Below are 23,501 nucleotides of genomic sequence, written 5' to 3' on the forward strand. Positions count from 1 at the left end.
CCCCTGCGCACGCGGATGTGACCCGATCTGCTTAGCGGGGGCGGCTTTCTGCTTCAACCCGTTCCTGCGCCGCAGGGCGGAAGCGGTTTGACGTCGGGCGCGCCGCGTTGCATCGTGGGACGGTGCGCAACGGGCCGGGATGCGATGCAGATCTTTCTTCCCATCGCCGAAGTCTCGGTCAACGCCTTCACCCTGATGGGGTTGGGCGGGCTGGTGGGCGTCATGTCCGGCCTGTTCGGCGTCGGTGGCGGCTTCCTGATCACGCCACTGCTGTTCTTCATCGGCATCCCGCCCGCCATCGCGGTGGCGACCGGCGCGAACCAGGTGGTCGCATCGTCGGTGTCGGGCGTACTGGCGCACATGAAGCGCAAGACCGTGGATTTCCGCATGGGGGGCGTCCTGCTGGCCGGCGGCATGGTCGGATCGGGCCTGGGGGTCGTGGTCTTCAATATCCTGCAGCAGCTGGGCCAGGTCGAGCTGGTCGTCCAGCTGTGCTATGTCGTCTTCCTGGGCCTGATCGGCGCGATGATGCTGCAGGAGAGCCTGCGGGCCTTGTTGCGTGCGCGCCATCCCACGGGGCGGCGGCGCCTGCACCAGCACATGTGGGTCCACCGCTGGCCGCTGAAGGTCAAGTTCCGTGCCTCGGGCCTCTATATCAGTGTCATTCCGCCCCTTCTGGTCGGGGTCGCGGTGGGGGTTCTTGCCGCGATCATGGGCGTCGGCGGCGGCTTCATCATGGTGCCGGCGATGATCTATCTGCTGGGCATGCCCACCAAGGTCGTGGTGGGAACGTCGCTGTTCCAGATCACCTTCGTGACCGCCTTCACCACGCTGATGCACGCGGTCAGCTACAACACGGTCGACGTGATGCTGGCGGTGCTGCTGATCGTGGGGGGTGTCATCGGCGCGCAGATCGGCACCACGCTGGGCGCGCGCCTGCGGGCCGAGCAGCTGCGCATCCTGCTGGCGCTTCTGGTGCTGGCGGTCTGCGGCAAGCTGGCGCTGGACCTGTTCCTGACACCTGACGACCTGTTCGTCATCACCACGCGGGGGCAATGATGCGGGGGGTCGTCCTGGCGATGATGCTGGTGCTGCTGCCGGGCGCGCTGATGGCGCAAGGGGCGGGATCGACCATGCCCACGGACCCGGATGCGGGCCTGATCCCCCCGGTGGACGCCCCCCAGGTCTGGCCGCTGTTCCCCGATCCGGGGTCGCCGCGCGGTGATCCGGTCGCCCCCGCCGACCAGGGGGGGGAGCAGGTGGTGGCGGGCCTGTCGAACAGCGCCGTGGCGATCACGACCAGCTTCGATGGCAGCGACATCCTGATCTATGGCGCCGTGCGGCGCGAGACGCCGATTCCCAACGGCCCCCTGGACGTGATCGTGACGATCGAGGCCCCGTCCGAACCGCTGACCATCTGGCAGAAGGCCCGCCGCTTCGGCATCTGGGTCAACACCGAACGCGTCGATGTGGGGGCCGCGCCCAGCTTCTATGCGGTGGCGACGACGCGGCCCCTGGACGACATCCTGGCGCCGGACTGGGACAACCGGTACCGCATCTCGCTGCCGCTGGTGCTGCGCGCCTTCGCCGGCGCCCCCGAGGTCGAGGATACGCTGCCCTATACCCAGGCCCTGCTGCGCCTGCGCCAGCAGAACGGCCATTACCGGATGGAGGAGGGGGCCGTGACCCTGGTCGAGGACACGCTGTTCCGCACGGACATCCGCCTGCCTGTCAACCTGATCGAGGGCGATTACCGCGCCCGCATCTTCCTGCTGCGGGAGGGGGCGGTGATCGACGCCTATGGCGCCGCGATCGAGGTGCGCAAGGTGGGCCTGGAACGCTGGCTGTACCGTTTGGCCTTCGACCAGCCGCTGCTCTATGGCTTGATGTCGCTGGCGGTGGCGGTGATCGCCGGCTGGGGCGCCTCGGCCGCGTTCAGGAAGCTGCGGCGAGCGTGATCGCCGATCATCTTGGCTGCGGGGCAGCGGCGTAGGGTCTGCCTGCAATGTTAATCCCGCGTCTGCACGTCTTGATGGGCTTACGTGGCAATAGTCGGGGGCACTGCATGATACAGTTTGCAGCCTTTCTGGCTGTCGAGCCGTCCGGGTATGCCATCCGCGGGATCGATCAGTCGGCCTGACCGGCGGGCCGGCGCATGTGGTCAATGTATCCTATGGCCCAACGTCGTTGATCGTCGAGGCGGAACTGGAGGCTTGGAGCCCGCTCGAATGCACGGCACCGGGCGGTACAAGATTCAATGGTGGACAACGGACCGCAGACGGCGGCAGCGGAGGGCGGTGCTCGATATTGCAGGGTGACCGACGGCGGGCCCGTCGGAGGACCGGAACTGTTCCGGCGTTTGATCGGTAGGAGCAACCCAGAGGGTCATTTTGTCCCCAGCAAACCGACTTTGGACCTGCATCGGCCGCATGGCTGTAGAAACAGCAATGCGTGCGAATGAGGAACTGCGCTGCGCATGCGCTTCCGGCGCCACGCGGTAACGCCCGCTAAGGTGACGCACGGGCCGGTGCGCCGGTTGACGGCGCGCGTCGCGTCACCCTTCGGACATACCGGGATGCCCGGTGGGCGGTACTGCTGGAGTTCGAGGGGAGGCAAGGTTCAGGGCGGCTGACCGGGATGGCTGCCGTGGCCAGGACCGTCCATGGTCCGGCCATCGGCAGGCCTCACCCGCGGTCATACGATAAGGCCCCGCGATCGCTCGCGGGGCCTCTCCTCCCTCGTGGTGCGGGCCGTCCCCCTCCACTGGTCCGGCCCGCGGGGGGTCTTCAGGCGCCGATCAGGTCGGACTGGCGCAGGGTCACCTCGGCCTGCTTGATCGACGCGATGTCGACCAGGCGGCCCTTGTAGACGGTGGCGCCGGCGCCTTCGGCCTTGGCCTTCTCCATCGCGGCCAGGATCTCTCGCGCCTCGGTGACGGCGGCCTCGCTGGGCGAGAACACCTCGTTGGCCAGTGCGATCTGGCTGGGATGGATGGCCCATTTGCCGACCATGCCCAATGTGGCGCTGCGCAGGGCTTGGGCGCGGAACCCCTCGGGGTCGCTGAAGTCGCCGAAGGGGCCGTCCACAGGCAGCAGCCCGTGCGTGCGGCACGCCGCGACGATGGCGGTCTGGGCCCAGTGCCACGGATCGGGCCAGTATTTCTGGCCGTCCCGGATCATGTAGTAATTCTCCTGCGTGCCGCCGATGCCGGTGGTGGCCATGCCCATGGACGCCGCGAAATCGGCAGCCCCCAGGCTGATCGCCTGCAGGCGCGAGGACGCGGCCGCGATCTCCTCGACATGGCAGATGCCGGCGGCGGATTCGATGATGACCTCGAAGGCGATCGGCTTGGTACGGCCCTTGGCGCGTTCGATGGCGGTGACCAGCGCATCGACGGCATAGATGTCGGCCGCGCATCCCGCCTTGGGGATCATGATCTGGTCCAGCCGATCACCAGCCTGTTCCAGAAGATCGACCACGTCGCGGTACCAGAAGGGCGTGTCCAGCCCGTTGATGCGCACCGACAGCGTCTTGGTGCCCCAGTCGACGTCGTTGATCGCCGCGATGATATTGGCGCGGGCCTGGTCCTTGTCGGCGAGCGCGACCGAATCCTCCAGGTCCAGGTTGATCACGTCGGCGGCAGAGGCGGCCATCTTGGCGAACAGCGCGGGGCGCGATCCGGGGCCGAACAGCTGACAGCGGTTCAAGCGCGCGGGGGGCAGGGGCTGTTGGCGAAAGCTCATGGCAGGGTCCTGTTCGACAAGATTCGGGCCTGCCATCGGTAATAATGTTGCGCTGCGGTTGCAGCAAGCCCTATTTCCGCAATGCGGCATCGGGCGCGGTTCTTGACGCAGCGGGGCTTTGGGCGCAGGACCGGGCCCGAACACGCGACGGCACGGAGGCAGCGATGACGCGGACGGTCTATGTGAATGGCGATTACACCCCCGAGGATCAGGCCATGGTATCGGTCTTTGACCGGGGGTTCCTGATGGCCGACGGCGTCTATGAGGTGGTCAGCGTGCTGGGCGGCAAGCTGATCGATTTCGAAGGGCACATGGTGCGGCTGAAGCGGTCGCTGTCGGAACTGGCCATCGCCAATCCGCTGTCGGACGACGCGTATCTGGCCGCGCATCGCGACCTTGTGGCGCGGAACGACATCACCGACGGGTTGGTCTATCTGCAGGTGACCCGCGGCAATCCGGGCGATCGCGATTTCGCCTATCCGTCCGCGGACACGGTGCCGACGGTGGTGATGTTCACGCAATCGAAGCCCGGCCTGGCCGACGCCCCCGCGGCGAGGACCGGGTGGAGCGTCGTCAGCGTCGATGACCTTCGCTGGGGTCGGCGCGACATCAAGACGGTGCAGCTGCTGTACCCGTCGATGGCCAAGATGGAAGCCAAGGCGCGCGGTGCGGACGATGCCTGGATGGTCGAGGACGGGCGCGTGACCGAGGGAACCTCGAACAACGCCTATATCGTCAAGGGCAACACGATCGTGACGCGGGAACTGAGCCACGACATCCTGCACGGGATCACCCGCGCGGCGGTGCTGCGTTTTGCCCGCGAGGCGCAGATGCAGGTCGAGGAGCGCGCCTTCACCATTGCCGAGGCGCAGGAGGCGGACGAGGCCTTCATCACCTCGGCGTCGGCCTTCGTCATGCCGGTCGTGGCGATCGACGGGGCGCGGGTAGGGGCGGGCACGGTCGGCCCGGTGGCCACGCGCCTGCGCGAGATCTATCTGGAAGAGAGCCTGAAGACCGGGGTCTGAGTTGCGTCCCGCGACGGCGGGGGGCCAGCCCCCCGCACCCCCCGGCGGCGTCACAACCCGCTGTCGGCCAGCACCTTTGTGATCACCGGCGCCAGCCTGTCGGCCCAGATCTGCTGGCCTTCGGGGGTGGCGATCAGGTCATTCCGGACCTCGATCAGCATGTTCGGGCGGCCGTGGCGCAAAGCGTGGCGATCGACGCTGTCTCCGTCCAGATGCCCGTCATAGGGCTGGTTCTCTCCGGTGATCCAGCCCTGATCGCGGCAGGCGGCGACCATCGCCGGGCCAAGACGCGGATCGGCATGCGAATAGAGGATGCCCACCTGCCACGGCCGGGGCGGGCGCCCCCGCAACTGCGGCGTGAAGCTGTGGACCGCGCAGATGCAGCGGTCCGGGTGCAGCGCCGCGACCCGGGCCAGCGCGGCATGATAGGGGCGGTGCAGCCGGTCCAGCCGGCGCCGGCGTTCGGCCGCGTCCGCCAGGCGGTTCGTCGGGATCACCGTCCCGTCATAGAGCCGCATCAGCAGGGTGGGGTCGTCCTCTCCGCGGTTCGGGTCGATCACAAGCCGCGAGAAATCGGACAGGATCGCCGGCGCGTCCAGCCGTTCGGCCAGCCGTTCGGTCAGCCCGGCCGCGCCGACGTCATAGGCGATGTGGCGGGCCATGTCGGCGGGCGCGATGCCCAGGGTGCCGCCGCCGACCCAATCGGGCACGCGGTTCGTGGCGTGATCGCAAGTGATCAGCCACCGCGAGGGGCGGTCCTGACCCAGGATGCGGAAGGGCGTCGCTGTCGTGTCATCGGTCATGATGCAGGCTGTCTACGACGGATGGCGGACAGACGCCAGTTGCCGACCATCGGCATTTGCGGCATAGATAGCGCTAAACCTGAGACAAGGGCGGGATGATGAGACGACATCGCAACGTGAAGATCGTGGCAACCCTGGGACCGGCATCATCGTCGAAAGAGATGATCCGCGCCCTGTTCGATGCCGGGGCCGACGTGTTCCGCCTGAACATGAGCCATGGCAGCCATGACGATCACCGGGCACGCCACGACACGATCCGCGAGATCGAGGCCGAGACGGGCCGTCCCATCGCCATCCTGGCCGACCTGCAGGGCCCCAAGCTGCGCGTGGGTCCCTTTGCCGCCGGGCCGCACGAATTGGCCGTGGGCGATCATTTCCGCTTTGACCTGTCGCCTGATCTGGGCGATGCGACCCGCGTCTCGTTGCCGCACCCCGAGATCTTCGCGGCCCTGATCGAGGGGTCGGAACTGCTGGTCAACGACGGCAAGATCCGCCTGACGGTGCAGAAATGTGGACCCGATTTCGCCGATTGCGTGGTCACGGTCGCAGGTGCGATCAGCGACCGCAAGGGCGTGAACGTTCCGGACGTGGTGCTGCCTCTGGCTGCGCTGTCGGACAAGGACCGCGCCGACCTGGAATTCGCCTGCGAGTTGGGCGTGGACTGGCTGGCCCTGTCCTTTGTTCAGCGCGCCGAGGACGTCGAGGAGGCCAAGACCCTGGCCAAGGGTCGCGCCGCGATCCTGTCCAAGATCGAGAAGCCCGCGGCCGTGCGCGCCTTTGACGAGATCCTGCAGGCGTCCGACGGGATCATGGTCGCGCGCGGCGACCTGGGCGTCGAGCTGCCGGTCCATTCGGTGCCACCGATCCAGAAGCGCCTGGTCCGCCTGTGCCGCAGCGCCGCCAAGCCGGTGATCGTGGCCACGCAGATGCTGGAATCGATGATCGACAGCCCGATGCCCACCCGCGCCGAGGTCAGCGACGTCGCCAACGCCATCTATGAAGGCACCGACGCCGTCATGCTGTCCGCCGAGAGCGCCGCCGGCAGCTTTCCGGTCGAGGCGGTGCGCACGATGGACAACGTCGCCCGGTCGGTCGAGGCCGACCCGAACTATCGCTCGATCATCGAGGCGGCGCGCAAGGCCAGCCTGTCGTCGGTCCCCGACGCCATCGTGACCGCCGCGCGCGAGATCGCCGAGACGACCGACGTGGCCGCCATCTGCGCCTTCAGCCAGTCGGGCAAGACGATCAGCCTGATCGCCCGGGAACGGCCCCGCGTCCCGATCCTGGCGCTGTCGCCGATCCTGACGGTCACGCGCCGCATGGTGCTGACCTGGGGGACGCATTGCGTGACGACCCCGCGCATGTCGCGCTTCAAGGAGGCCGTGATCATCGGCACCCGCGCCGCCCGCGAATACGGCTTTGCCGACGAGACGCGGCAGGTCGTGGTGATGGCGGGCGTGCCCTTCAACGTGCCGGGCACGACGAACATCCTGCGCATCGCCCCCTGCGATGACCGCTTGATCTTCGCCACCGACCCGGAATAACGCTGGGGCCTTGAAACCCGGGGGGTGGTGATGTCCGATCTTCTTTTGCTGGCAGGGGTTGCCCTGTGCCTTCTGTCCGTGGTGCTTGCGGTGGTCCAGCTGCTGCAGACGCAGCCGCCGCGCGCGGCGATCCTGGCGCTTCTGGGCGGGATCGTGCTGCTGTTCGCGGGGGCCTGGATGGATCCCGAACCCTTCAGCCCGGCCGACATCCCGGCCGCGCTGGACACGGTCACCGGCGGCGCGCCCGCGTCCTGACCCCTTGCGCATTCCCGCGCGCCTGTGTAAGGCGACGCTTCCGTTCCCGTGCGGCCGGCCGACATGGCATTGCCGAGCCGCGCGTTCACTCTGATGAAGGAGATGAAAATGCCGAAGATGAAGACCAAATCCGCTGCCAAGAAGCGGTTCTCGATGACGGCCTCGGGCAAGGTCAAGGCAGGTCAGGCCGGCAAGCGCCACGGCATGATCAAGCGCACGACCAAGTTCATTCGCGACGCGCGCGGCACCACCATCCTGTCGGATGCGGATGCCAAGATCGTCAAGAAATACATGCCCTACGCTCGCTGATCAGGAGAACCACACATGTCCCGCGTTAAATCCGGCAAGGTGACCCACGCCCGTCACAAGAAAGTCCTTGATCAAGCCAAGGGCTACTATGGCGCGCGCTCGCGCAACTTCCGCACCGCCACCCAGGCCGTCGACAAGGCCAACCAGTACGCGACACGCGACCGCAAGAACCGCAAGCGCAACTTCCGCGCGCTGTGGATCCAGCGGATCAACGCCGCCGTCCGCGCCGTCGATGCCGAGATGACCTATTCGCGCTTCATCAACCTGCTGTCGAAAGCCGGCATCGAGGTTGACCGCAAGGTCCTGGCCGACCTGGCCGTGAACGAACCCGACGCGTTCGGCGCGATCGTGGCACAGGCCAAAGCCGCCGCCTGATCGCGGCCACCGCATTGCCGCAAAGGCCCGTTCCCGATCCGGGAGCGGGCCTTTGTCATGCGCGGAACCCGCATGCGTGTCGGGCGTTCATCCCCCACAGAGACACACCCATCAAGGAGATCCCCATGGGCGAGATGACCGACAAGGCGAAAGCCGCAGGGAACAAGCTGGCAGGCAACGTCAAGGAGGGCATCGGCAAGATGACTGACAACGAGCGTCTGGAAGCCGAAGGCAAGGCCCAGCAGGCCAAGGGGACCGCACAGAACGTGTCGGGCACCGTCAAGGGCAAGCTGGGCGACGACATCTGATCGTCATCCATTGTCTGGAAAGGCCCCGCGATTTCGGGGCCTTTGTCATGTGGTGCGTCACCCCAGCAGCAGTTTGGCGGCGATGGACCACATGACGACGGCGATCACCGCCTCCAGGATGCGCCAGGCGGTGGGGTTGGCAAAGACCGGCCGCAGCCAGGCGGCGCCATAACCCAAGGCGAAGAAGAACAGAAACGACCCCGTCACCGCGCCCGCCGCGAACGCGTCGCGGTCCTCTGTGAACCGGGTCGAGATCGTGCCCAGCAGCACGACCGTGTCCAGATAGACGTGCGGGTTCAGCCATGTCAGCGCCAAGCAGGCCAGCACCGTTCGCCGCAGCCCGCCCGGTCCGCGCCCGCCGCCTGCCTCCAGCGCCCCGGTCGCGCTGATCGCCGCGCGCAGGCTGCGCGCCCCGTACCAGATCAGGAACGCCGCCCCTGCCACGCGCATCACCGGGTCGATCCAGGGCAGCAACTGCGCGATGCGGCCAAAGCTTGTGACGCCCAGCACGATCAGCACCGCATCCGACAGCGCGCAGGTCAGGCAGACCGCCAGCACATGATCCCCGCGCAGGCCCTGGCGCAGCACGAAGGCGTTCTGCGCACCGATCGCCACGATCAGGCTGAGGCCCGTCATCAGGCCGGTCAGAAAGATCGCAGGGCTCATGGGACGTCTCCGGTCATGGGGTCGCGGTTGCTCTAGCCGCCCCTGCCGGATTAGACAAACTCATGCTGCTAATGCCGGGTAAGGAAAACTGATGCTGGATTATGCCGCTGCCCGTGCCGTTGCGACGATCGTGCGGACCGGCAGCTTCGAGGCCGCGGCGCGGGCTCTTGGGGTGACGCCTTCGGCGATCTCGCAGCGGGTCCGAAATCTGGAGGAGCGGTTGGGCACCGTCCTGATCCGTCGCGGACAGCCCTGTACCGCGACCGAAGCCGGAGCCCGCCTGTGCCGCCACATGGACCATGTGGGCATGCTGGAACAGACCTTGGCGCAGCACCTGCCGGGGATGGCCGACGGGGATGTCGCGCGGGTCACGGTGACGATCGCGACGAATGCCGACAGCTTGGGCACCTGGCTGATGCCCGCCCTGGCCGCCCACGCGCGCGACAGCGGGCACCTGTTCCAGATCGCCATCGACGACGAACAGCACACCGCCGACGGGCTGCGGCAGGGCAGGGTGCTGGCCGCCGTGACGTCGCTGGACAGCCCGGTGCAGGGCTGCGCGGTGCGGCCCCTTGGGCGGCTGCGCTATCACGCGACGGCCAGCCCCGATTTCATGCGGCGGCATTTCCCTGACGGGGTGACGGCGGCGGCGCTGGCCCGTGCGCCGGCGCTGGCCTTTGATCGCAAGGACGGGCTTCAGCTGGCTTGGGTCCGGCAGGTCACGGGGCAATCGCCGGTGCTGCCCGCGCATGGCCTGGCCTCGACCCAGGGTTTCGTGGATGCGTGCCGCGCGGGGCTGGGCTGGGGGCTAAACCCGGAGATGCTGGTCGCCGATGATCTTGCCTCGGGTCGGCTGGTGCAGATGGTGCCGGGCACGCCGCTGGATGTGTCGCTGTACTGGCAGATCGGGCGGCTGGCTGCGGATCGGCTGTCCGGGCTGACGCGCGCGGTGCAGGCGGCGGCGGCCGCGGCCCTGCTGCCCGCGACATCTGGGCCGCTGTCCAACGGTTGACCCGCAGCCCCCGCGGCCCCAGCTTTGTAGGACAGCCCCAGCCAGAGGCCGCCGCCATGTTCGACCTGCCCCAAGCCGATCCCGCCAAGGTGCCGTTGGCGACCGTCCCCCTTGGCCTGTGGGGCACGGCCATGACCGCGCGCCGCAACGTGCTGGAACTGATCCCCGCCATCGCCACGCGCCAGCCCATCGTGTCGGGCAAGACCGGCGTCAGTTGGCACATGGTGATGGACCCGACCGCCCTGCGCCGGATCCTCAAGGAGAAGCTGGACGATTATCCGAAATCGGTTACGACCAAGCTGATCCTGAACCCGGCCATCGGTGACAGCCTGTTCGTGGCCGAGGGTGCGCATTGGCGCTGGCAGCGCCGCGCCGCCGCCCCGGCCTTTGCACAACGCCATGTCGAGGCGCTTGGCCCCGTGATGACCGCCGCCGCCAAGGCGTCCTGCCGCCGTCTGGCGGGCGCGCGCGGTCCGGTCGATCTGTTCGAGGAGACGGTGGCCGCCACCTTCGACGTGATTTCCGATGTGACCTTTTCCGGCGACGGGATGTTCGACCGCGATGCGGTGCATCAGTCGATCGACGCCTATATCGCGCAGACGGCCAAACTGTCGCTGATGGACGTGCTGGGCCTGCCCGCCTGGCTGCCGCGGCCGGGGCGGCTGTTTTCCGGTCCAGGGCTGAAGCGGATGAAGGCCATCGCGGACCAGTCCATCGCCGCTCGCGCGCAGGCCGCCGAAAAGCACGGGCCGCCTGACCTTCTGGACCTGCTGCTGGTCGCGCAGGACCCCGAGACCGGGCGCACGATGACCCGCGACGAGCTGCGCGACAACTTGCTGACCTTCATCGTGGCGGGGCACGAAACGACCGCCCTGACCCTGGCTTGGGCGCTGTACCTGATGGCCTTCGCCCCCGACATCCAGGAGGCCGCCGCCGAGGAGGCGCGCCGTGCCTTGGGCGACCGCGCCGCCACCGCCGCCGATCTGGGCTCGCTTCCCCTGACCATGCGCATCGTGAACGAGACGTTGCGCCTGTACCCGCCCGCGGCCTTCCTGTCGCGCACCGCCCAGGCCAGCGACACGCTGTGCGGACGCCAGATCAATCCCGGCGATACGGTCATGCTGCCCATCTATGCGCTGCACCGGCATCACCTGCTGTGGGACCGGCCCGACGCCTTCGACCCCGACCGTTTTCTGACCGCGCCCGACCGCTATGCGTTCCTGCCCTTCGGGGCGGGTCCGCGCATCTGCATCGGCGCCAGCTTTGCCCTGCAGGAGGCGGTGATCATCCTGTCGACGCTGCTGGCGCGGTTCCGTTTTGCCCGCGTGCCGGGGCGAGAGCCGCAGCCGCGCATGATCCTGACGCTGCGCCCCGAAGGCGGGGTCTGGCTGACCGTGACGCCCCGCGACTAAGCGGCTTGCGATTGCTCACATGGCTGTTACAGACTGCCCCTTGAAAAGGCAGCGGAGAACGCCATGACCGCCATCATCGAGTTTCTCAACACCATCTTCTGGGGCTATGTGCTGATCTACGGCCTGCTGGCCGTGGGCATCTACTTTACCCTGCGCCTGGGCTTCCTGCAATTCGTCCACTTCGCCGAGATGTGGCGCTGCGTGCGCGGATCGGGAGAGACGGACAAGGACGGCATTACCCCGTTCCAGGCGCTGTCGGTGTCGCTGGCCAGCCGCGTGGGCACCGGCAACATCGCGGGGGTCGCGGTGGCGCTGACGCTGGGCGGGCCGGGCGCGATCTTCTGGATGTGGATGGTGGCGCTGGTCGGCATGGCCACGGCCTATGCGGAATCGACGCTGGCACAGCTTTACAAGGTGCACGGGTCGGACGGGATGTATCGCGGCGGACCGGCGCAATACATCGCCCGCGGCCTGGGCCTGCCCTGGCTGGCCGCGCTGTTCGCAGTCGCGCTGATCGTCGCCTTCGGCCTGGTGTTCAACGCGGTCCAGGCCAACTCGATCGCGCAGGCGGTCGAGGGCGCCTTCGGCATCGGCGCGGGCATGGTCGGCATCGGCGTGGCGATCCTGTCGGGCATCATCATCTTCGGCGGCATCCCCCAGATCGCGCGGGCGGCCCAGTTCATCGTGCCGATCATGGCGGGTCTCTACCTGCTGGCGGCGGTCGTCATCCTGGTGATGAACATCACCGAGGTGCCGGGCATCCTGGGCGGCATCGTGCGTTCGGCCTTCGGCCTGCAAGAGACCGTGGGCGGGGTCGCGGGCGGCGTCGCGGCGGCCATGTTGAACGGGGTCAAGCGCGGCCTCTTCTCGAACGAGGCCGGCATGGGCTCGGCTCCCAACATCGCCGCGGTGGCAGTGCCCAACCCGCATCACCCCTCCAGCCAGGGCTTCGTGCAGGCCCTGGGCGTCTTCATCGATACCATCCTGGTCTGCACGGCGACCGCGGTGATGATCCTGCTGGCCGATGTCATGCCTTCGGACCAGCTGACCGGAGTGAACCTGACCCAGGCCGCGCTGACCGACCATTTCGGCGGCTTCGGCCAGATCTTCGTGGCGGTGGCGATCTTCTTCTTCGCCTTCACCTCGATCATCGGCAACTATTCCTATGCCGAGAACGCCATCGTTTATCTGGGCGCGGGCAAGCCGGGCATCATGGTCCTGCGGCTGGCGGCACTGGGCATGGTGGTCTGGGGCTCGCTGCAGGCGGTCACGACCGTCTTCAACTTCGCCGATGCCAGCATGGGGCTGATGGCCACGATCAACCTGATCGCCATCGTCGCGCTGTCGGGGACCGTTGCGGTCGTCACCCGCGACTATCTGCGCCAGCGCAAGGCCGGGCACGAGCCGACCTTCCGCATCGGCGATCACCCTGGCATCGCGCCGGGCGTGAACCGCGACATCTGGAAATAAGGCGGCACGGGCGCGCGGTCTTTACCCCGCGCGCCCGGCCATGCTAACGCGGGCGCAACCAGGAAAGGCCCCGCGATGGACGATCTGACCCCCCTGCGCCAGCAATGGCTGGACCGCATTTCTGCCGCCTCCGACCCTCAGGCCATCGAGGACGTGCGCCTGTCCGCGCTTGGCAAGAAAGGCGAGCTGAGCCTGATGATGCGCGAGCTGGGCCGCATGTCCCCCGAGGAGCGCCAGACCACCGGCAAGGCGCTGAACCAGATCCGCGACGAGATCGACGCCGCCCTGCGCGCGCGCAAGCTGGCGCTTGAGGATGCGGCGCTGGACGCGCGTCTGCGCGACGAATGGCTGGACGTGACCCTGCCGGGCCGTCCGCGCCGCCAGGGGTCGATCCACCCGATCAGCCAGGTCACCGACGAGGTCACGGCGATCTTTGCCGACATGGGCTTTGCCGTCGCCGAAGGGCCGCAGGTCGAAAGCGACTGGTACAATTTCGACGCGCTGAACATCGCCCCCGAACATCCCGCACGGCAGGAGCACGACACCTTCTTCATGCACCGCGCGCCGGGCGACGACCGTCCGCCGCACGTGCTTCGCACCCACACGTCTCCGGTGCAGATCCGCGCCATGCAGGATCACGGCGCCCCGGTCCGCGTGATCGCGCCGGGCCGCGTCTATCGCATGGACATGGATCAGACGCACACGCCGATGTTCCACCAGATCGAGGGCGTGGCCATCGACCGCGACATCAGCATGGCGCATCTGAAATGGACGCTGGAGGAATTCTGCCGGGCCTTCTTCGAGGTGCCGTCGGTCGAGCTGCGCTTCCGCGCGTCGCATTTCCCCTTCACCGAACCGTCGGCCGAGGTGGACATCCGCTGTTCCTGGGAGGGCGGCCAGCTGAAGATCGGCGAGGGCAATTCCTGGTTGGAGATCCTGGGTTCGGGGATGATGCATCCGCATGTCCTGCGCTCTGGCGGGATCGACCCGGATCAATGGCAGGGCTTTGCCTTTGGCATGGGCATCGACCGGATCGCGATGCTGAAATACGGCATCCCCGACCTGCGCGCCTTTTTCGAAAGCGACCTGCGCTGGCTGCGCCACTATGGCTTTGCAGCAGGCGACGTGCCGAGCGTCAGCGGCGGGCTGTCGCGCTGAAGGCGGCGCGCCCTTGCGATCGAGGGGCGCGCGCCGTGGACGTCAGGCGGTGAACGGAACGCCCGGTGCGGATGCGGGGAAGGCGGTTGGGTGCGGTCCGGAATGACCCCCGAACTCCACGGCCCGCCTCTGCCGCAGGGCGTCCTGATCGGCCCTGATGATCCCGGGGATCAGGAACAGATCGACGAACGCCCAAATCCCGACTGCGGCCAGCATGATCAGTCCGACCCCGAGGATCAGCGTCATCCAGCCCAGCACCCACAGGATCAGCATGGCGACTGCCATGCCGGTCTTGCCCAGATAGAACCGGTGCGCCCCGAATCCACCCAGAAAAACCAGCAGAAAATAGGCGATCACGGGCGACCTAGTGTCGTTCGTGACACGCTGTTCGATGAGGATTCGCTGTTGGGTATCAAGGGGCAAGTCGAAATCTCCGGATCTGAAAAGGAAATGTCTATAGTTGACCGCCCTAGCACGGGCCGCCTTTACAGATCACGGAAATTTCAACCTCAGGTTAACGGCGCGCCATCACCGCAGCCGCCGCCGGATGTCCTCGCGGTCTGCGCGGACCATTCCGGGGATCAGGAACAGGTCGATGATGCACCACAGCACCACGAAGCCCACCGCCGGCCAGCCAATCAGGATCGGCACCGTCAGCCAGCCTACGCCCCAAATGGCCAGCATGATGAACCCGCTGATCCAGCGGCCCAGATACATGCGGTGCACGCCGAACCCCCACAGGAAGATCAGCAGCAGATAGGCGATCAGCGGCGATTTCGCCTCGTTGGCCACCCGCTGCTCGATCAGCAATTCGCGCTGCACATCCATCCGCAAGGCTCTCCTGTTCCATGTCGCGCCCGCCATCCGGGCGCATTGCAAAGATAGGAACGCCCCGCCGCCACGCAAGATCCGCACCGCAGAACCCGACGGACCCTGCGCGCGGTCAGTGACCCCACGATGCCTGAGACGATCCGGCAGCACCACCGACCACGGCGCCGTGCCCCAGGCCGATGGGATCGACAGCGTCCGGGGTCAGTCGACGCGCTCGAACCGCTCGAACACCAGGCCCACGGGGCGGATCGGTGCGCCGGGCTGGTCGGGGCGGTTCACGTCCGTCAGCGCCATCCGGTATTCTCCGGGTTCCAGCACCACCGGCCCCAACCGGGCGTCCACGCTGCCGTCCTGGTCGTCGGCCTGCGCCACGACCGCGCCGTCCCGCGAAAACAGCGCCAGCTTGGCATCGACGCCGACCAGTTCGCCATAGGCGCTGACAATCAGCGCGGTCTCCCGGTCCAGGGTGAAGGTCAGCCATTGCGCGGTGCCGTCCTGCAGGACGACCGTTTCGCGGTCGGCGGCCAGGTCGATGGCCTGCATCGGATAGTCGCCATCCGTGGGCGGCGCCAGCTCTCCCTTGCGCCAGGCGGTGCGCAGATAGCTGTCGCGGTCCAGCGCCTCGACGCTGACGGTGATCGTGCCCTCGCCCGAGGAGATCGGCGCGACACCCAGGCAATAGTGGCCTTCTGCCAGACCGGTTGGGAAATCGAGGCGCGCGTTCAACCCGTCGGCATCGTCGTTGGCGGCGATCTGCGTGCCCGACCCGTCGAACAGGATCATGTTCGGGTCCAGCCCGTCGCTGACCGCGCGCAGGGTCACGGAGGCGCTGCCGTCCAGCGCGAATCGCAGATAGCGGACGGTGCCGTCCGTCTGCGCCTCAACGGGCAGGGCGGCGTTGAGCGGCCCCTGGCCCAGGGTCTCGGCAGGCGTTTCAGGGGTGCAGGCGGCGATGGTCGTGTCCACGGGATCGACCAGCAGGGCGTGCATGTCGGGACGCGTCAACTGGACGGTCGCGGTCATGTCCGCGTCCCCGATGGGGATCAGCCGCACGCAGTAATCGCCCGGCCCGACCGACTGTTCGATCCGCGAATTCAGCCCGATGGCGTCGTCATTCTCGGCCAGCAGGTCGCCGTCGGGGGTTTCCAGCCTGATCGACGGGTCGCCGTCAGACATCGCCTCCAGCCTCAGGGGCTGCATGTCGCCCGTCACCCGGAACATCGCATAGGGGTTGGTGCCGGCGGTCGTGGTCATCTGCCGCGACAGCGCGGCCCCCGCCGCGGTGATGTCGCTGGCATCGGGATCGTCGCCCAGCCAGGTGGCGGGCTGACCGGAACACTGCGGCTGGGCCGGGGCGTCCTGCGCCTGCGCGGGCAGGGCTGCCAGCAGCAGGAGGGGCAGGGGGGCAAGACGGGACATGAGACTCATGATGACACCTTCGGTTTGCTTCGCGCTACAGTTGCACCCTGCGCAGGGCCCGGCAAGCGTGGTGCCGGGCCGGGGATTCGGGGAAATCCGCTGATCCGGCTTGACCCAGGACGCATGGCACGGTTCAAGGCGGCAAAGTCCCCGCGCGGGCCGACCCGGAAGGCAGACGCCATGAAGTTCACCCTCTCCTGGCTCAAGGAGCATCTCGACACCACCGCGACCATCGACCAGATCGCCGAGGCGCTGACCGATCTTGGCCTGGAGGTCGAGGAGATCGCGGACCCTGCCGCCAAGCTGGGGACCTTTACCCTGGCGCGGATCGATCATGCCGAACAGCATCCCGATGCCGACCGCCTGCGCGTCTGCCGGGTGATGACGGACGAGGGCGAAAAGCAGATCGTCTGCGGCGCGCCCAATGCGCGGGCGGGCATCACGGTCGTTCTGGCCAAGCCCGGCGATTATGTCCCCGGCATCGACACGACGCTTGGCGTGGGCAAGATCCGCGGCGTCGAAAGCCACGGCATGATGGCCTCCGAACGCGAGCTGGAGCTGTCCGAAGAGCATGACGGCATCATCGAACTGCCGTCCGGCGAGGTCGGGCAGCGCTTCGTCGACTGGCTGGCGCAGAACGCGCCGGACAAGATCGACCCGATGATCCACATCAAGATCACGCCGAACCGCCCCGACGCCCTGGGCGTCCACGGCGTCGCCCGCGACCTGGCCGCGCGCGGCCTGGGCACGTTGAAGGCCGTGACGGTCGATGGGGTGCCCGGCGCCTTTCCCTGCCCGGTGGGGGTGACGATCGACGCGGGCGTGGCCGCCAAGGCGCCGTTCTTTGCCGGCCGCGTGGTGCGGGGCGTGACGAACGGCCCGTCGCCCGCCTGGCTGCAGAAGCGCCTGCGCGCGATCGGCCTGCGTCCGATCAATGCGCTGGTGGACATCACCAACTTCTTCACCTTCGACCTGAACCGGCCGCTGCACGTGTTCGACGCGGGCAAGGTCGCGGGCGACCTGATCCTGCGCGGCGCACGGGCCGGAGAGGAGCTGGTGGCGCTGGACGACAAGACCTATGCCCTGCCCGAAGGCGCGGTGGTGATCTGCGACGACAACGGCATTGAGAGCATCGCGGGCATCATGGGCGGCGCGGCATCGGGCGCGTCCGAGGAGACGCGCGACGTCTTCATCGAGGCCGCCTATTTCGATCCGATCAGCACCGCCGCCACCGGCCGCGCGCTGAAGATCAACAGCGATGCGCGCTATCGCTTTGAACGCGGCATCGACCCGGCCTTCACCCTGCCGGGGCTGGAGCTGGCCACGCGCATGGTGCTGGACCTGTGCGGCGGCGAGGCCTCCGAGGTGGTGACCGCCGGCGCGTTGCCCGACACGGGTCGCGCCTATCGCCTGGACCCCGCGCGCACCAGCCGCCTGGTCGGCATGGATATCGACGAGGCCGATCAGCGCGCCACGCTGGAGGCCCTAGGGTTCCGGCTGGAGGGCGAGATGGCCCATGTCCCCAGCTGGCGCCCCGACGTGCTGGGCGAGGCCGATCTGGTCGAGGAGATCGCCCGCATCGCCAGCCTGACCAAGCTGCAGGGCAAGCCCCTGCCGCGGGCCCAGGCCGGGGTGCCAAAGCCCGTGTTGACGCCCCTGCAGGTCCGCGAGAAGACGGCGCGGCGCATGGCGGCGGCCTTGGGCTACAACGAATGCGTGACCTACAGCTTCATCGACCAGGGGTCGGCGGCGCTGTTCGGCGGCGGGGATGATGCAGTGCGCGTCGAGAACCCGATCAGCAGCGAGATGAGCCATTTGCGCCCCGACCTGCTGCCCGGCCTGCTGCAGGCCGCGGCGCGCAACCAGGCGCGCGGCTTCGCCGATCTGGCGCTGTTCGAGCTGGGCCCGGTCTTTTCGGGCGGAGAGCCGGGCGAGCAGGCGGTCCGCATCAGCGGGTTGCTGGTTGGCCAGACCGCGCCGCGCGACCCCTTCGGCAGCCGCCGCAAGGTGGACCTTTACGACGCCAAGGCCGATGCCGAGGCGATCCTGAACGCCATCGGCGCGCCTGCGCGTGCGCAGATCAACCGCAAGCTGGACGGCTGGTGGCATCCGGGGCGTGCGGGCAACATCGCGCTCGGGCCGAACGTGCTGGCAACCTTCGGCGAGATCCACCCCAAGGTCCTGCGCCAGATGGACGTCAAGGGGCCGGCCGTGGGCTTCACGATCCAGCTGGCCGCGGTGCCCTTCCCCAAGGTCAAGACGCCCACGCGACCCGCGCTGGAGCTGTCCGAACTGCAGGCCGTCGATCGCGATTTCGCCTTCGTTGTGGATGCGGGGGTCGAGGCGCTGACCCTGGTCAACGCCGCCGCCGGGGCCGACAAGGCGCTGATCGCGGGCGTGTCCGTCTTTGACCAGTTCCAGGGGCTGGAGGGCGGCCAGAAGTCGCTGGCCATCACCGTGCGCCTGCAGCCGCGCGACAAGACGCTGACCGATGCCGATATCGAGGCGGTCAGCCGCAAGGTCGTCGAGAAGGTCGAAAAGGCCACGGGCGGCCGCCTGCGCGCCTGATCCGCCCGGTCACGGACACGAAAAGACCCCGCCCGGTTGTCCGGGCGGGGTCTTTTCATGTCGGCCGTCTGGCGCGTCTCAAAAGATCAGCGACAGGATGCCGATCACGACCAGCAGGCCGATGATGAAGATGATGCCGGCGGCGCCGCCGATGAACTTGAGCATGTCGGTCTCCTGTTTGTTACGCAGGACAACCGGAAAGGCGCGCTGTTGTTCCCCGGCACGGGCCGCGCGGTGCAGGAAAACCGGATGATCATGCGGGGAAACGGTGAGAGGCTGGACAACGACCCATGCGGGACTCGTTACGGCTGCTTCCTTCCGGACCTGACCGATTTGGCGAGGCGCTTGCCCGCGCCAACCTCTCGGGCGCACAGATAGGATGGTCGCGCGGCGGATGCAAGCCCATGCGCATGTCTTACAGCGACAGGCGCATCACCGCGAAACCGTCCTCGTTCAGTCCCACGCCCTGCAGCCGGTCTGGTTCGGGCAGGGGACGGTCCAGCGCGGCGGGCGCGGTCTCGAACAGGACGGTGGTGCCGGGCTGGGGCGCGAAGGCCCAGTTGGGCCGGGCCGGAATGCGGACCCGCCGCAGCTGTCGGACATAGCGGCGCAGAACGTCCAAAGTCAGCGCGTCACGGTCCAGGATCACCCGGTTGCACGAGACCAGCGGACTGAACAGCCCGCAGCTTGCCAGCCGATACGAGTTCGTGGCCAGCACGAAGGCCTGGTCGTCCGCGACGGGCCGGGTCTGCCAGGTCAGGTCGCGGATGCGGTGGGCATTCGGGTCGGCAAGCCGCCCGTCGGGGTGAAAACGCGCCGGGGCGGACAGGTCGATCCGCCAGCTGACCCCGTCGATGACATCGAAGTTGTAGGCCGGAAACTCGGGGTTCAGCAGCGGCGCGTCGCGCGCGCCGGGCTGGACGCGGTGAAACAGGCTGGCGGAACGTTCCAGCCATCCCCGCAGCTGCGCGCCCGTCAGGCGGATGGCGGTGATCCGGTTCGGAAAGGAGTAGAGGTCGGCCAGGTGCCGCAGGCTCAGCGTGCCCGCCGGGACGTCGGTGTAATGCTGCGGCCCGCCCCGCCCCCCGGCCCGATAGGGCGCCGAGGCCGACAGCACCGGCAGGTCCGCATCCGGGGTGCCCGCCAGCCGCTGCCGGACATGCCAGCGCTGTGCGAGGTTCACCAGGCGCAGGCCGCAATCATGGCCGATCACCGCGAAATGGCTGTTCAGGGGTTGCGCCGTGCGGCCGATGCGCGTGGACAGCTGTCGCAGCGTGGCCTTGTGCGCGGTCGCCACCTGTCGCGCCACCAGCACCGCGGTCGGCATCGCCGGCGTGACCGATTCGGCGCGCACGGCAAAGCGGTCGACCGCCAGCCCGCCATCCGCCCGCGGGGCAAAGCGCAGGTCGATCACCCCCAGATGCGATCCGCCAAAGCCAGGCATGACCGCGGGCTTGCCCGCCAGCGTTCCCCGATCGGCGTCGATGCCGGGGCGGCCGCGCCAGCGGGGGCCGGGAAAGACCTCGTGCGTGTGGCCGGCGATCAGCACGTCGATGCCGGGCAGGGCGGCCAGCGCATGGGCGGCATGCTCCATCCGGGGCAGGGGCTCGGGGCCGCCGATGCCGCTGTGGGCCAGCGCCACGACCAGATCGACCCCCTGGGCACGCAGCCGCGGCACCAGGCGGCGGGCACAGTCCAGGATGTCGTCGCTGCGCATGACGGCGCGCAGGTCCTGGTCCCACTCCTCCGTCTGGGGCGGCAGAAAGCCGATCACGCCGATGCGCAGCGGCAGGCGGTTGCCCTGGGGGTCGGTCAGCTCACGCTCGATCACGCAGGTGGCGGCGAAATCGGCGCCGCGGCGCACGGTCAGGTTCGCGGCCAGCATCGGAAAGCGCGCCCGTGCCACCGCGCGCCGCAGAAAGGGCAGGCCGAAGTTGAAATCGTGGTTCCCCAACGCCGCCGCGTCATAGCCAAGCGCGTTCATCGCCGCGATGGCCGGGTGGGTGCCGGCGAAGGGTCCGCTGCGCCGCGCGACCAGGTCGCCCATCGGACCGCCCTGCAGGAAATCGCCGTTGTCCAAGAGGATGCTGGCATGCGGCCCGGTCCGCCGCGCCTCGATCAGCGATGCGGTGCGCGCCAGCCCGATCCGGTCCGACGGACGATCCGCCAGGTAATCGTAGGGCAGCAGGTGCATGTGCAGGTCGCTGGTGGCCAGGATGCGCAGCGTCATGCCGTCCGGGGGCGGATCATCCGCGGCCGTTGCGGGCATTTGCATCGTCTTCCTGTCAAACATGTGATCGCCCGACGCCGCGTTGCGCATGCCGTCATGTCCTTTCCGGGCACGGACGACATACCGATACCATGCTTACTGTATACAATTCGAACCACACAACCAAAGATTGAAGAACGCACGCTTTATCAGGTCATTGTGGCACAGAATTTCACAAATCCGAAACGTTGCGCTGAATTCGGGCGCGCCTTGGTTTTCGGGTGCCATGATCGCGGTTTGGTAATCCCCCGGTTGAACCTGCCGCGCGATCCGGATTATCTGCCAAGGGAGGGGTCGGCGGTCCTGGCCGCCCTGGATGGGTCATTGGGTCGTTTCAGATGAAGTTCTCCACGCGGATCGACACGGACCTTCCCGCGGAACGCCTGTTCGAGGTGGTCGGGAATTTCGACGCGCTGGAACGGATGGTGATCGGCCGCGGCGCAACCGTGGCGCGCATCGATCCGTCGAACGAACCGGGGATCGGCATGGGCTGGAACATCGGGTTCGACTGGCGGGGCAAGGCGCGGCAGCTGCGGCTGGCCGTCACGCGGTTCGACCGCCCCGAACAGATGATGATGGCCGGTCATTCCGATGCGCTGGACCTGACGGTGGTGGCCACCGTCGTCGCGCTGAGCCGCGTCAAGTCGCGCCTGATCTTCGAGACCGAGGTCCGCCCGCGCAACATGAAGGCCCGGCTGATGCTGCAGACCGCCAAGCTGGGCAAGGCGCAGCTTGACCGCCGCTATCAGCGCCGGATCGAGGATTTCGTCCACCAGATGCGCAACTTTGCCCGCTAGGCGGGATCAGTCCGCCATGCTTGCCTGTCGCTGCGTCTCGCGCAGCGGATCGGCCGGATAGACGCCCAGGATGTCCAGGCTGGAGGTGAAGTAGCGCAGCTCGTCCAGCGCCCGGGCGACGTTCGCGTCCTCGGGGTGACCCTCGATGTCGGCATAGAACTGGGTCGCGGTGAACACGCCGTCGACCATGTAGCTTTCCAGCTTGGTCATGTTCACGCCGTTCGTCGCGAACCCGCCCATCGCCTTATAGAGCGCCGCCGGGATGTTGCGGACCCGGAAGACAAAGCTGGTCAGCATCCGCTCGGCGCGCCGGCTGTCGTCGGCCTGGCGCGACATGATCAGGAACCGTGTCGTGTTGTTCTGCCGGTCCTCGATCCGGTCGGCCAGGCGGTCCAGGCCATAGATCTCGCCCGCCAGGGGCGCGGCCAGCGCGGCCAGCGACGGATTGCCGCGCGCGGCGACCTCCTTGGCGGAACCGGCCGTGTCGGCCCCGGTGATCGCGTGGATGGCGTTCCGGCGCAGGAACCCGCGGCACTGGCCCAGTAGGACGGTATGGCTCATCGCCTCGCGGACCTGATCCAGGGTCGTGCCGGGCACGGCCAGCAGGCTGATATGGACGCGCACGAAGGCTTCGTCGATGATGCGCAGGCCGGATTCTGGCAGCAGGTGATGGATGTCGGCCACCCGTCCATAGGTCGAGTTCTCGACCGGCAGCATGGCCAGATCGGCGTCGCCCGCGCGCACGGCCTCGATCACGTCCTCGAAGGTGCGGCAGGGCAGGGCCTCCATTCCAGGGCGCGCGCTGCGGCAGGCCTCGTGGCTGTAGGCACCCGGTTCTCCCTGGAACGCGATGCGATTCGTGGTCATGGCCGGGCCCCCGCTGTTCTAAATTTGAGCGTGCCGGGGTAACTATACCTTGATCCTTGAAAGCGAAAGCGGATACATACCGCACGACCTGACGAGCTTACCAAGGCGGGACCGCACGCGATGTTCAATACGATGACCCTGACCAAGGCAGCCGGCGCCTTCATTGGCGCGCTGCTGTTTTTGATGCTGGCCAACTGGGCGGCCAGCGGCCTGTTCACTGTCGGACATGGCGGCGATCACGGCGACGAGGAAATTGCGCAGGCCTATACCATCCCGGTCCCGGAAACCGTCCCCGCGGGCGAAGAGGAAGCGCCGCTGGACTTTGCCGCGCTGATGGCCTCGGCCGACGCGGCCGCGGGCGAGCGTGAATGGGCCAAGTGCCGGTCGTGCCACGCCCTCGACGGCAGCGACGGCGTCGGCCCGCACCTGAACGGCGTCGTCGGACGCCCGACCGCCAGCATCGACGGGTTCAGCTATTCCAGCGCGATGACCGAACATGCGGCCGAATACCCCACCTGGGATCCTGACCACCTGCAGGCGTTCCTGGAGAACCCGCGCGGCTTCGTCTCGGGCACCGCGATGAGCTTTGCGGGCATCCGCGATCCGCAGGCCCGCGCCAACCTGATCGCCTATCTGGAAGCCAATCCCTGATCGGTCCCGCCCGACCGTG

At 67.9% G+C, this 23,501-nt stretch carries 23 protein-coding genes and 1 other RNA gene; 15 read left to right on the plus strand and 9 right to left on the minus strand.

Going from position 1 to position 23,501, the window contains the following annotated elements:
* The first annotated feature begins 144 nt into the window (after positions 1 to 144).
* Positions 145 to 1,059, plus strand: a complete 915-nt coding sequence (locus EOJ32_RS05815) for a sulfite exporter TauE/SafE family protein (protein WP_045981483.1) — start codon at positions 145 to 147, stop codon at positions 1,057 to 1,059.
* Positions 1,056 to 1,958 carry a TIGR02186 family protein gene (locus tag EOJ32_RS05820; RefSeq protein WP_240542505.1) on the plus strand — a complete coding sequence of 301 codons (903 nt, stop codon included), beginning with the start codon at positions 1,056 to 1,058 and terminating at the stop codon, positions 1,956 to 1,958. The genes EOJ32_RS05815 and EOJ32_RS05820 overlap by 4 nt, the downstream gene beginning before the upstream one ends.
* An 828-nt stretch (positions 1,959 to 2,786) precedes the next feature.
* Here the strand turns inward: EOJ32_RS05820 and EOJ32_RS05825 are convergent.
* Positions 2,787 to 3,743, minus strand: coding sequence for an L-malyl-CoA/beta-methylmalyl-CoA lyase (locus EOJ32_RS05825; protein WP_127897969.1), 957 nt, complete (start codon positions 3,741 to 3,743; stop codon positions 2,787 to 2,789).
* A gap of 164 nt (positions 3,744 to 3,907) precedes the next feature.
* On the opposite strand from EOJ32_RS05825, the gene EOJ32_RS05830 reads away from it, so the two are divergent.
* Positions 3,908 to 4,768, plus strand: a complete 861-nt coding sequence (locus tag EOJ32_RS05830; protein ID WP_127897970.1) for a D-amino-acid transaminase — start codon at positions 3,908 to 3,910, stop codon at positions 4,766 to 4,768.
* A 50-nt stretch (positions 4,769 to 4,818) separates the two neighbouring features.
* On the opposite strand, the gene EOJ32_RS05835 is transcribed toward EOJ32_RS05830, so the two are convergent.
* Entirely contained in the window at positions 4,819 to 5,571 is a 753-nt protein-coding gene (locus EOJ32_RS05835) for an N-formylglutamate amidohydrolase (protein ID WP_127897971.1), read from the minus strand.
* A 98-nt stretch (positions 5,572 to 5,669) separates the two neighbouring features.
* On the opposite strand from EOJ32_RS05835, the gene pyk reads away from it, so the two are divergent.
* The 5 genes from pyk to EOJ32_RS05860 all read left to right on the plus strand — a co-directional run bounded on the left by pyk (position 5,670) and on the right by EOJ32_RS05860 (position 8,362).
* Positions 5,670 to 7,115, plus strand: coding sequence for a pyruvate kinase (gene pyk / locus EOJ32_RS05840; RefSeq protein ID WP_046000136.1), 1,446 nt, complete (start codon positions 5,670 to 5,672; stop codon positions 7,113 to 7,115).
* 30 nt (positions 7,116 to 7,145) lie between these two features.
* Complete coding sequence (locus tag EOJ32_RS05845; protein ID WP_045981488.1) at positions 7,146 to 7,370, plus strand: hypothetical protein; 225 nt, start codon at positions 7,146 to 7,148, stop codon at positions 7,368 to 7,370.
* A 108-nt stretch (positions 7,371 to 7,478) separates the two neighbouring features.
* Positions 7,479 to 7,679: a 50S ribosomal protein L35 gene (rpmI, locus tag EOJ32_RS05850; RefSeq protein WP_042244892.1), complete on the plus strand. Its 201-nt coding sequence runs from the start codon at positions 7,479 to 7,481 to the stop codon at positions 7,677 to 7,679.
* Positions 7,680 to 7,694: 15 nt separating this feature from the next.
* Positions 7,695 to 8,054 carry a 50S ribosomal protein L20 gene (gene rplT / locus EOJ32_RS05855; RefSeq protein ID WP_045981489.1) on the plus strand — a complete coding sequence of 120 codons (360 nt, stop codon included), beginning with the start codon at positions 7,695 to 7,697 and terminating at the stop codon, positions 8,052 to 8,054.
* A 125-nt stretch (positions 8,055 to 8,179) separates the two neighbouring features.
* Positions 8,180 to 8,362 carry a CsbD family protein gene (locus tag EOJ32_RS05860; RefSeq protein WP_045981490.1) on the plus strand — a complete coding sequence of 61 codons (183 nt, stop codon included), beginning with the start codon at positions 8,180 to 8,182 and terminating at the stop codon, positions 8,360 to 8,362.
* Between the two features lie 57 nt (positions 8,363 to 8,419).
* Here EOJ32_RS05860 and EOJ32_RS05865 read toward each other — a convergent pair whose 3' ends face one another.
* A complete protein-coding gene (locus tag EOJ32_RS05865; RefSeq protein WP_127897972.1) occupies positions 8,420 to 9,028 on the minus strand; it encodes a LysE/ArgO family amino acid transporter in 609 nt (202 codons plus the stop codon).
* 91 nt (positions 9,029 to 9,119) lie between these two features.
* Between EOJ32_RS05865 and EOJ32_RS05870 the strand changes: the two genes are divergently transcribed.
* The 4 genes from EOJ32_RS05870 (at position 9,120) to pheS (ending at position 14,080) form a co-directional block, all read left to right on the plus strand.
* The gene (locus EOJ32_RS05870) at positions 9,120 to 10,040 is read left to right on the plus strand and encodes a LysR family transcriptional regulator ArgP (RefSeq protein WP_127897973.1); all 921 of its coding nucleotides are present in this window, start codon (positions 9,120 to 9,122) and stop codon (positions 10,038 to 10,040) included.
* A gap of 56 nt (positions 10,041 to 10,096) precedes the next feature.
* Positions 10,097 to 11,452, plus strand: coding sequence for a cytochrome P450 (locus EOJ32_RS05875; RefSeq protein WP_127897974.1), 1,356 nt, complete (start codon positions 10,097 to 10,099; stop codon positions 11,450 to 11,452).
* Between the two features lie 63 nt (positions 11,453 to 11,515).
* Positions 11,516 to 12,922, plus strand: a complete 1,407-nt coding sequence (locus EOJ32_RS05880; RefSeq protein WP_127897975.1) for a sodium:alanine symporter family protein — start codon at positions 11,516 to 11,518, stop codon at positions 12,920 to 12,922.
* A gap of 75 nt (positions 12,923 to 12,997) precedes the next feature.
* Positions 12,998 to 14,080, plus strand: a complete 1,083-nt coding sequence (pheS, locus tag EOJ32_RS05885; RefSeq protein ID WP_127897976.1) for a phenylalanine--tRNA ligase subunit alpha — start codon at positions 12,998 to 13,000, stop codon at positions 14,078 to 14,080.
* Between the two features lie 42 nt (positions 14,081 to 14,122).
* Here the strand turns inward: pheS and EOJ32_RS05890 are convergent, their stop codons facing one another.
* The 3 genes from EOJ32_RS05890 to EOJ32_RS05900 all read right to left on the minus strand — a co-directional run bounded on the left by EOJ32_RS05890 (position 14,123) and on the right by EOJ32_RS05900 (position 16,339).
* On the minus strand, positions 14,123 to 14,437 hold the full coding sequence (locus EOJ32_RS05890) for a TM2 domain-containing protein (protein WP_240542506.1): 315 nt from the start codon (positions 14,435 to 14,437) through the stop codon (positions 14,123 to 14,125).
* Positions 14,438 to 14,608: 171 nt separating this feature from the next.
* Positions 14,609 to 14,908: a TM2 domain-containing protein gene (locus EOJ32_RS05895; RefSeq protein WP_042244914.1), complete on the minus strand. Its 300-nt coding sequence runs from the start codon at positions 14,906 to 14,908 to the stop codon at positions 14,609 to 14,611.
* A 204-nt stretch (positions 14,909 to 15,112) separates the two neighbouring features.
* A complete protein-coding gene (locus EOJ32_RS05900; RefSeq protein ID WP_127897978.1) occupies positions 15,113 to 16,339 on the minus strand; it encodes a hypothetical protein in 1,227 nt (408 codons plus the stop codon).
* 171 nt (positions 16,340 to 16,510) lie between these two features.
* On the opposite strand from EOJ32_RS05900, the gene pheT reads away from it, so the two are divergent.
* Positions 16,511 to 18,898 (plus strand): phenylalanine--tRNA ligase subunit beta, encoded by a 2,388-nt coding sequence (pheT, locus tag EOJ32_RS05905; RefSeq protein WP_127897979.1) that lies wholly within the window; start codon positions 16,511 to 16,513, stop codon positions 18,896 to 18,898.
* Between the two features lie 266 nt (positions 18,899 to 19,164).
* Here pheT and ffs read toward each other — a convergent pair.
* Together ffs and EOJ32_RS05920 are read right to left on the minus strand one after the other, a co-directional pair.
* An RNA gene (gene ffs, locus EOJ32_RS05915) (signal recognition particle sRNA small type) lies at positions 19,165 to 19,263 on the minus strand.
* Between the two features lie 50 nt (positions 19,264 to 19,313).
* The gene (locus tag EOJ32_RS05920) at positions 19,314 to 21,173 is read right to left on the minus strand and encodes a bifunctional 2',3'-cyclic-nucleotide 2'-phosphodiesterase/3'-nucleotidase (RefSeq protein ID WP_240542507.1); all 1,860 of its coding nucleotides are present in this window, start codon (positions 21,171 to 21,173) and stop codon (positions 19,314 to 19,316) included.
* Between the two features lie 332 nt (positions 21,174 to 21,505).
* Between EOJ32_RS05920 and EOJ32_RS05925 the strand changes: the two genes are divergently transcribed.
* Entirely contained in the window at positions 21,506 to 21,964 is a 459-nt protein-coding gene (locus EOJ32_RS05925; RefSeq protein WP_046000145.1) for a hypothetical protein, read from the plus strand.
* A gap of 6 nt (positions 21,965 to 21,970) precedes the next feature.
* On the opposite strand, the gene EOJ32_RS05930 is transcribed toward EOJ32_RS05925, so the two are convergent.
* Positions 21,971 to 22,831, minus strand: a complete 861-nt coding sequence (locus EOJ32_RS05930; protein ID WP_045981499.1) for a prephenate dehydratase — start codon at positions 22,829 to 22,831, stop codon at positions 21,971 to 21,973.
* Positions 22,832 to 22,951: 120 nt separating this feature from the next.
* Here EOJ32_RS05930 and EOJ32_RS05935 point away from each other — a divergent pair, with 120 nt between their 5' ends.
* Entirely contained in the window at positions 22,952 to 23,482 is a 531-nt protein-coding gene (locus EOJ32_RS05935; RefSeq protein ID WP_127897980.1) for a cytochrome c family protein, read from the plus strand.
* Positions 23,483 to 23,501: the final 19 nt, after the last annotated feature.

It is taken from the genome of Paracoccus sp. Arc7-R13 (assembly GCF_004010775.1).
GTDB classification, from domain to species: domain Bacteria; phylum Pseudomonadota; class Alphaproteobacteria; order Rhodobacterales; family Rhodobacteraceae; genus Paracoccus; species Paracoccus marcusii.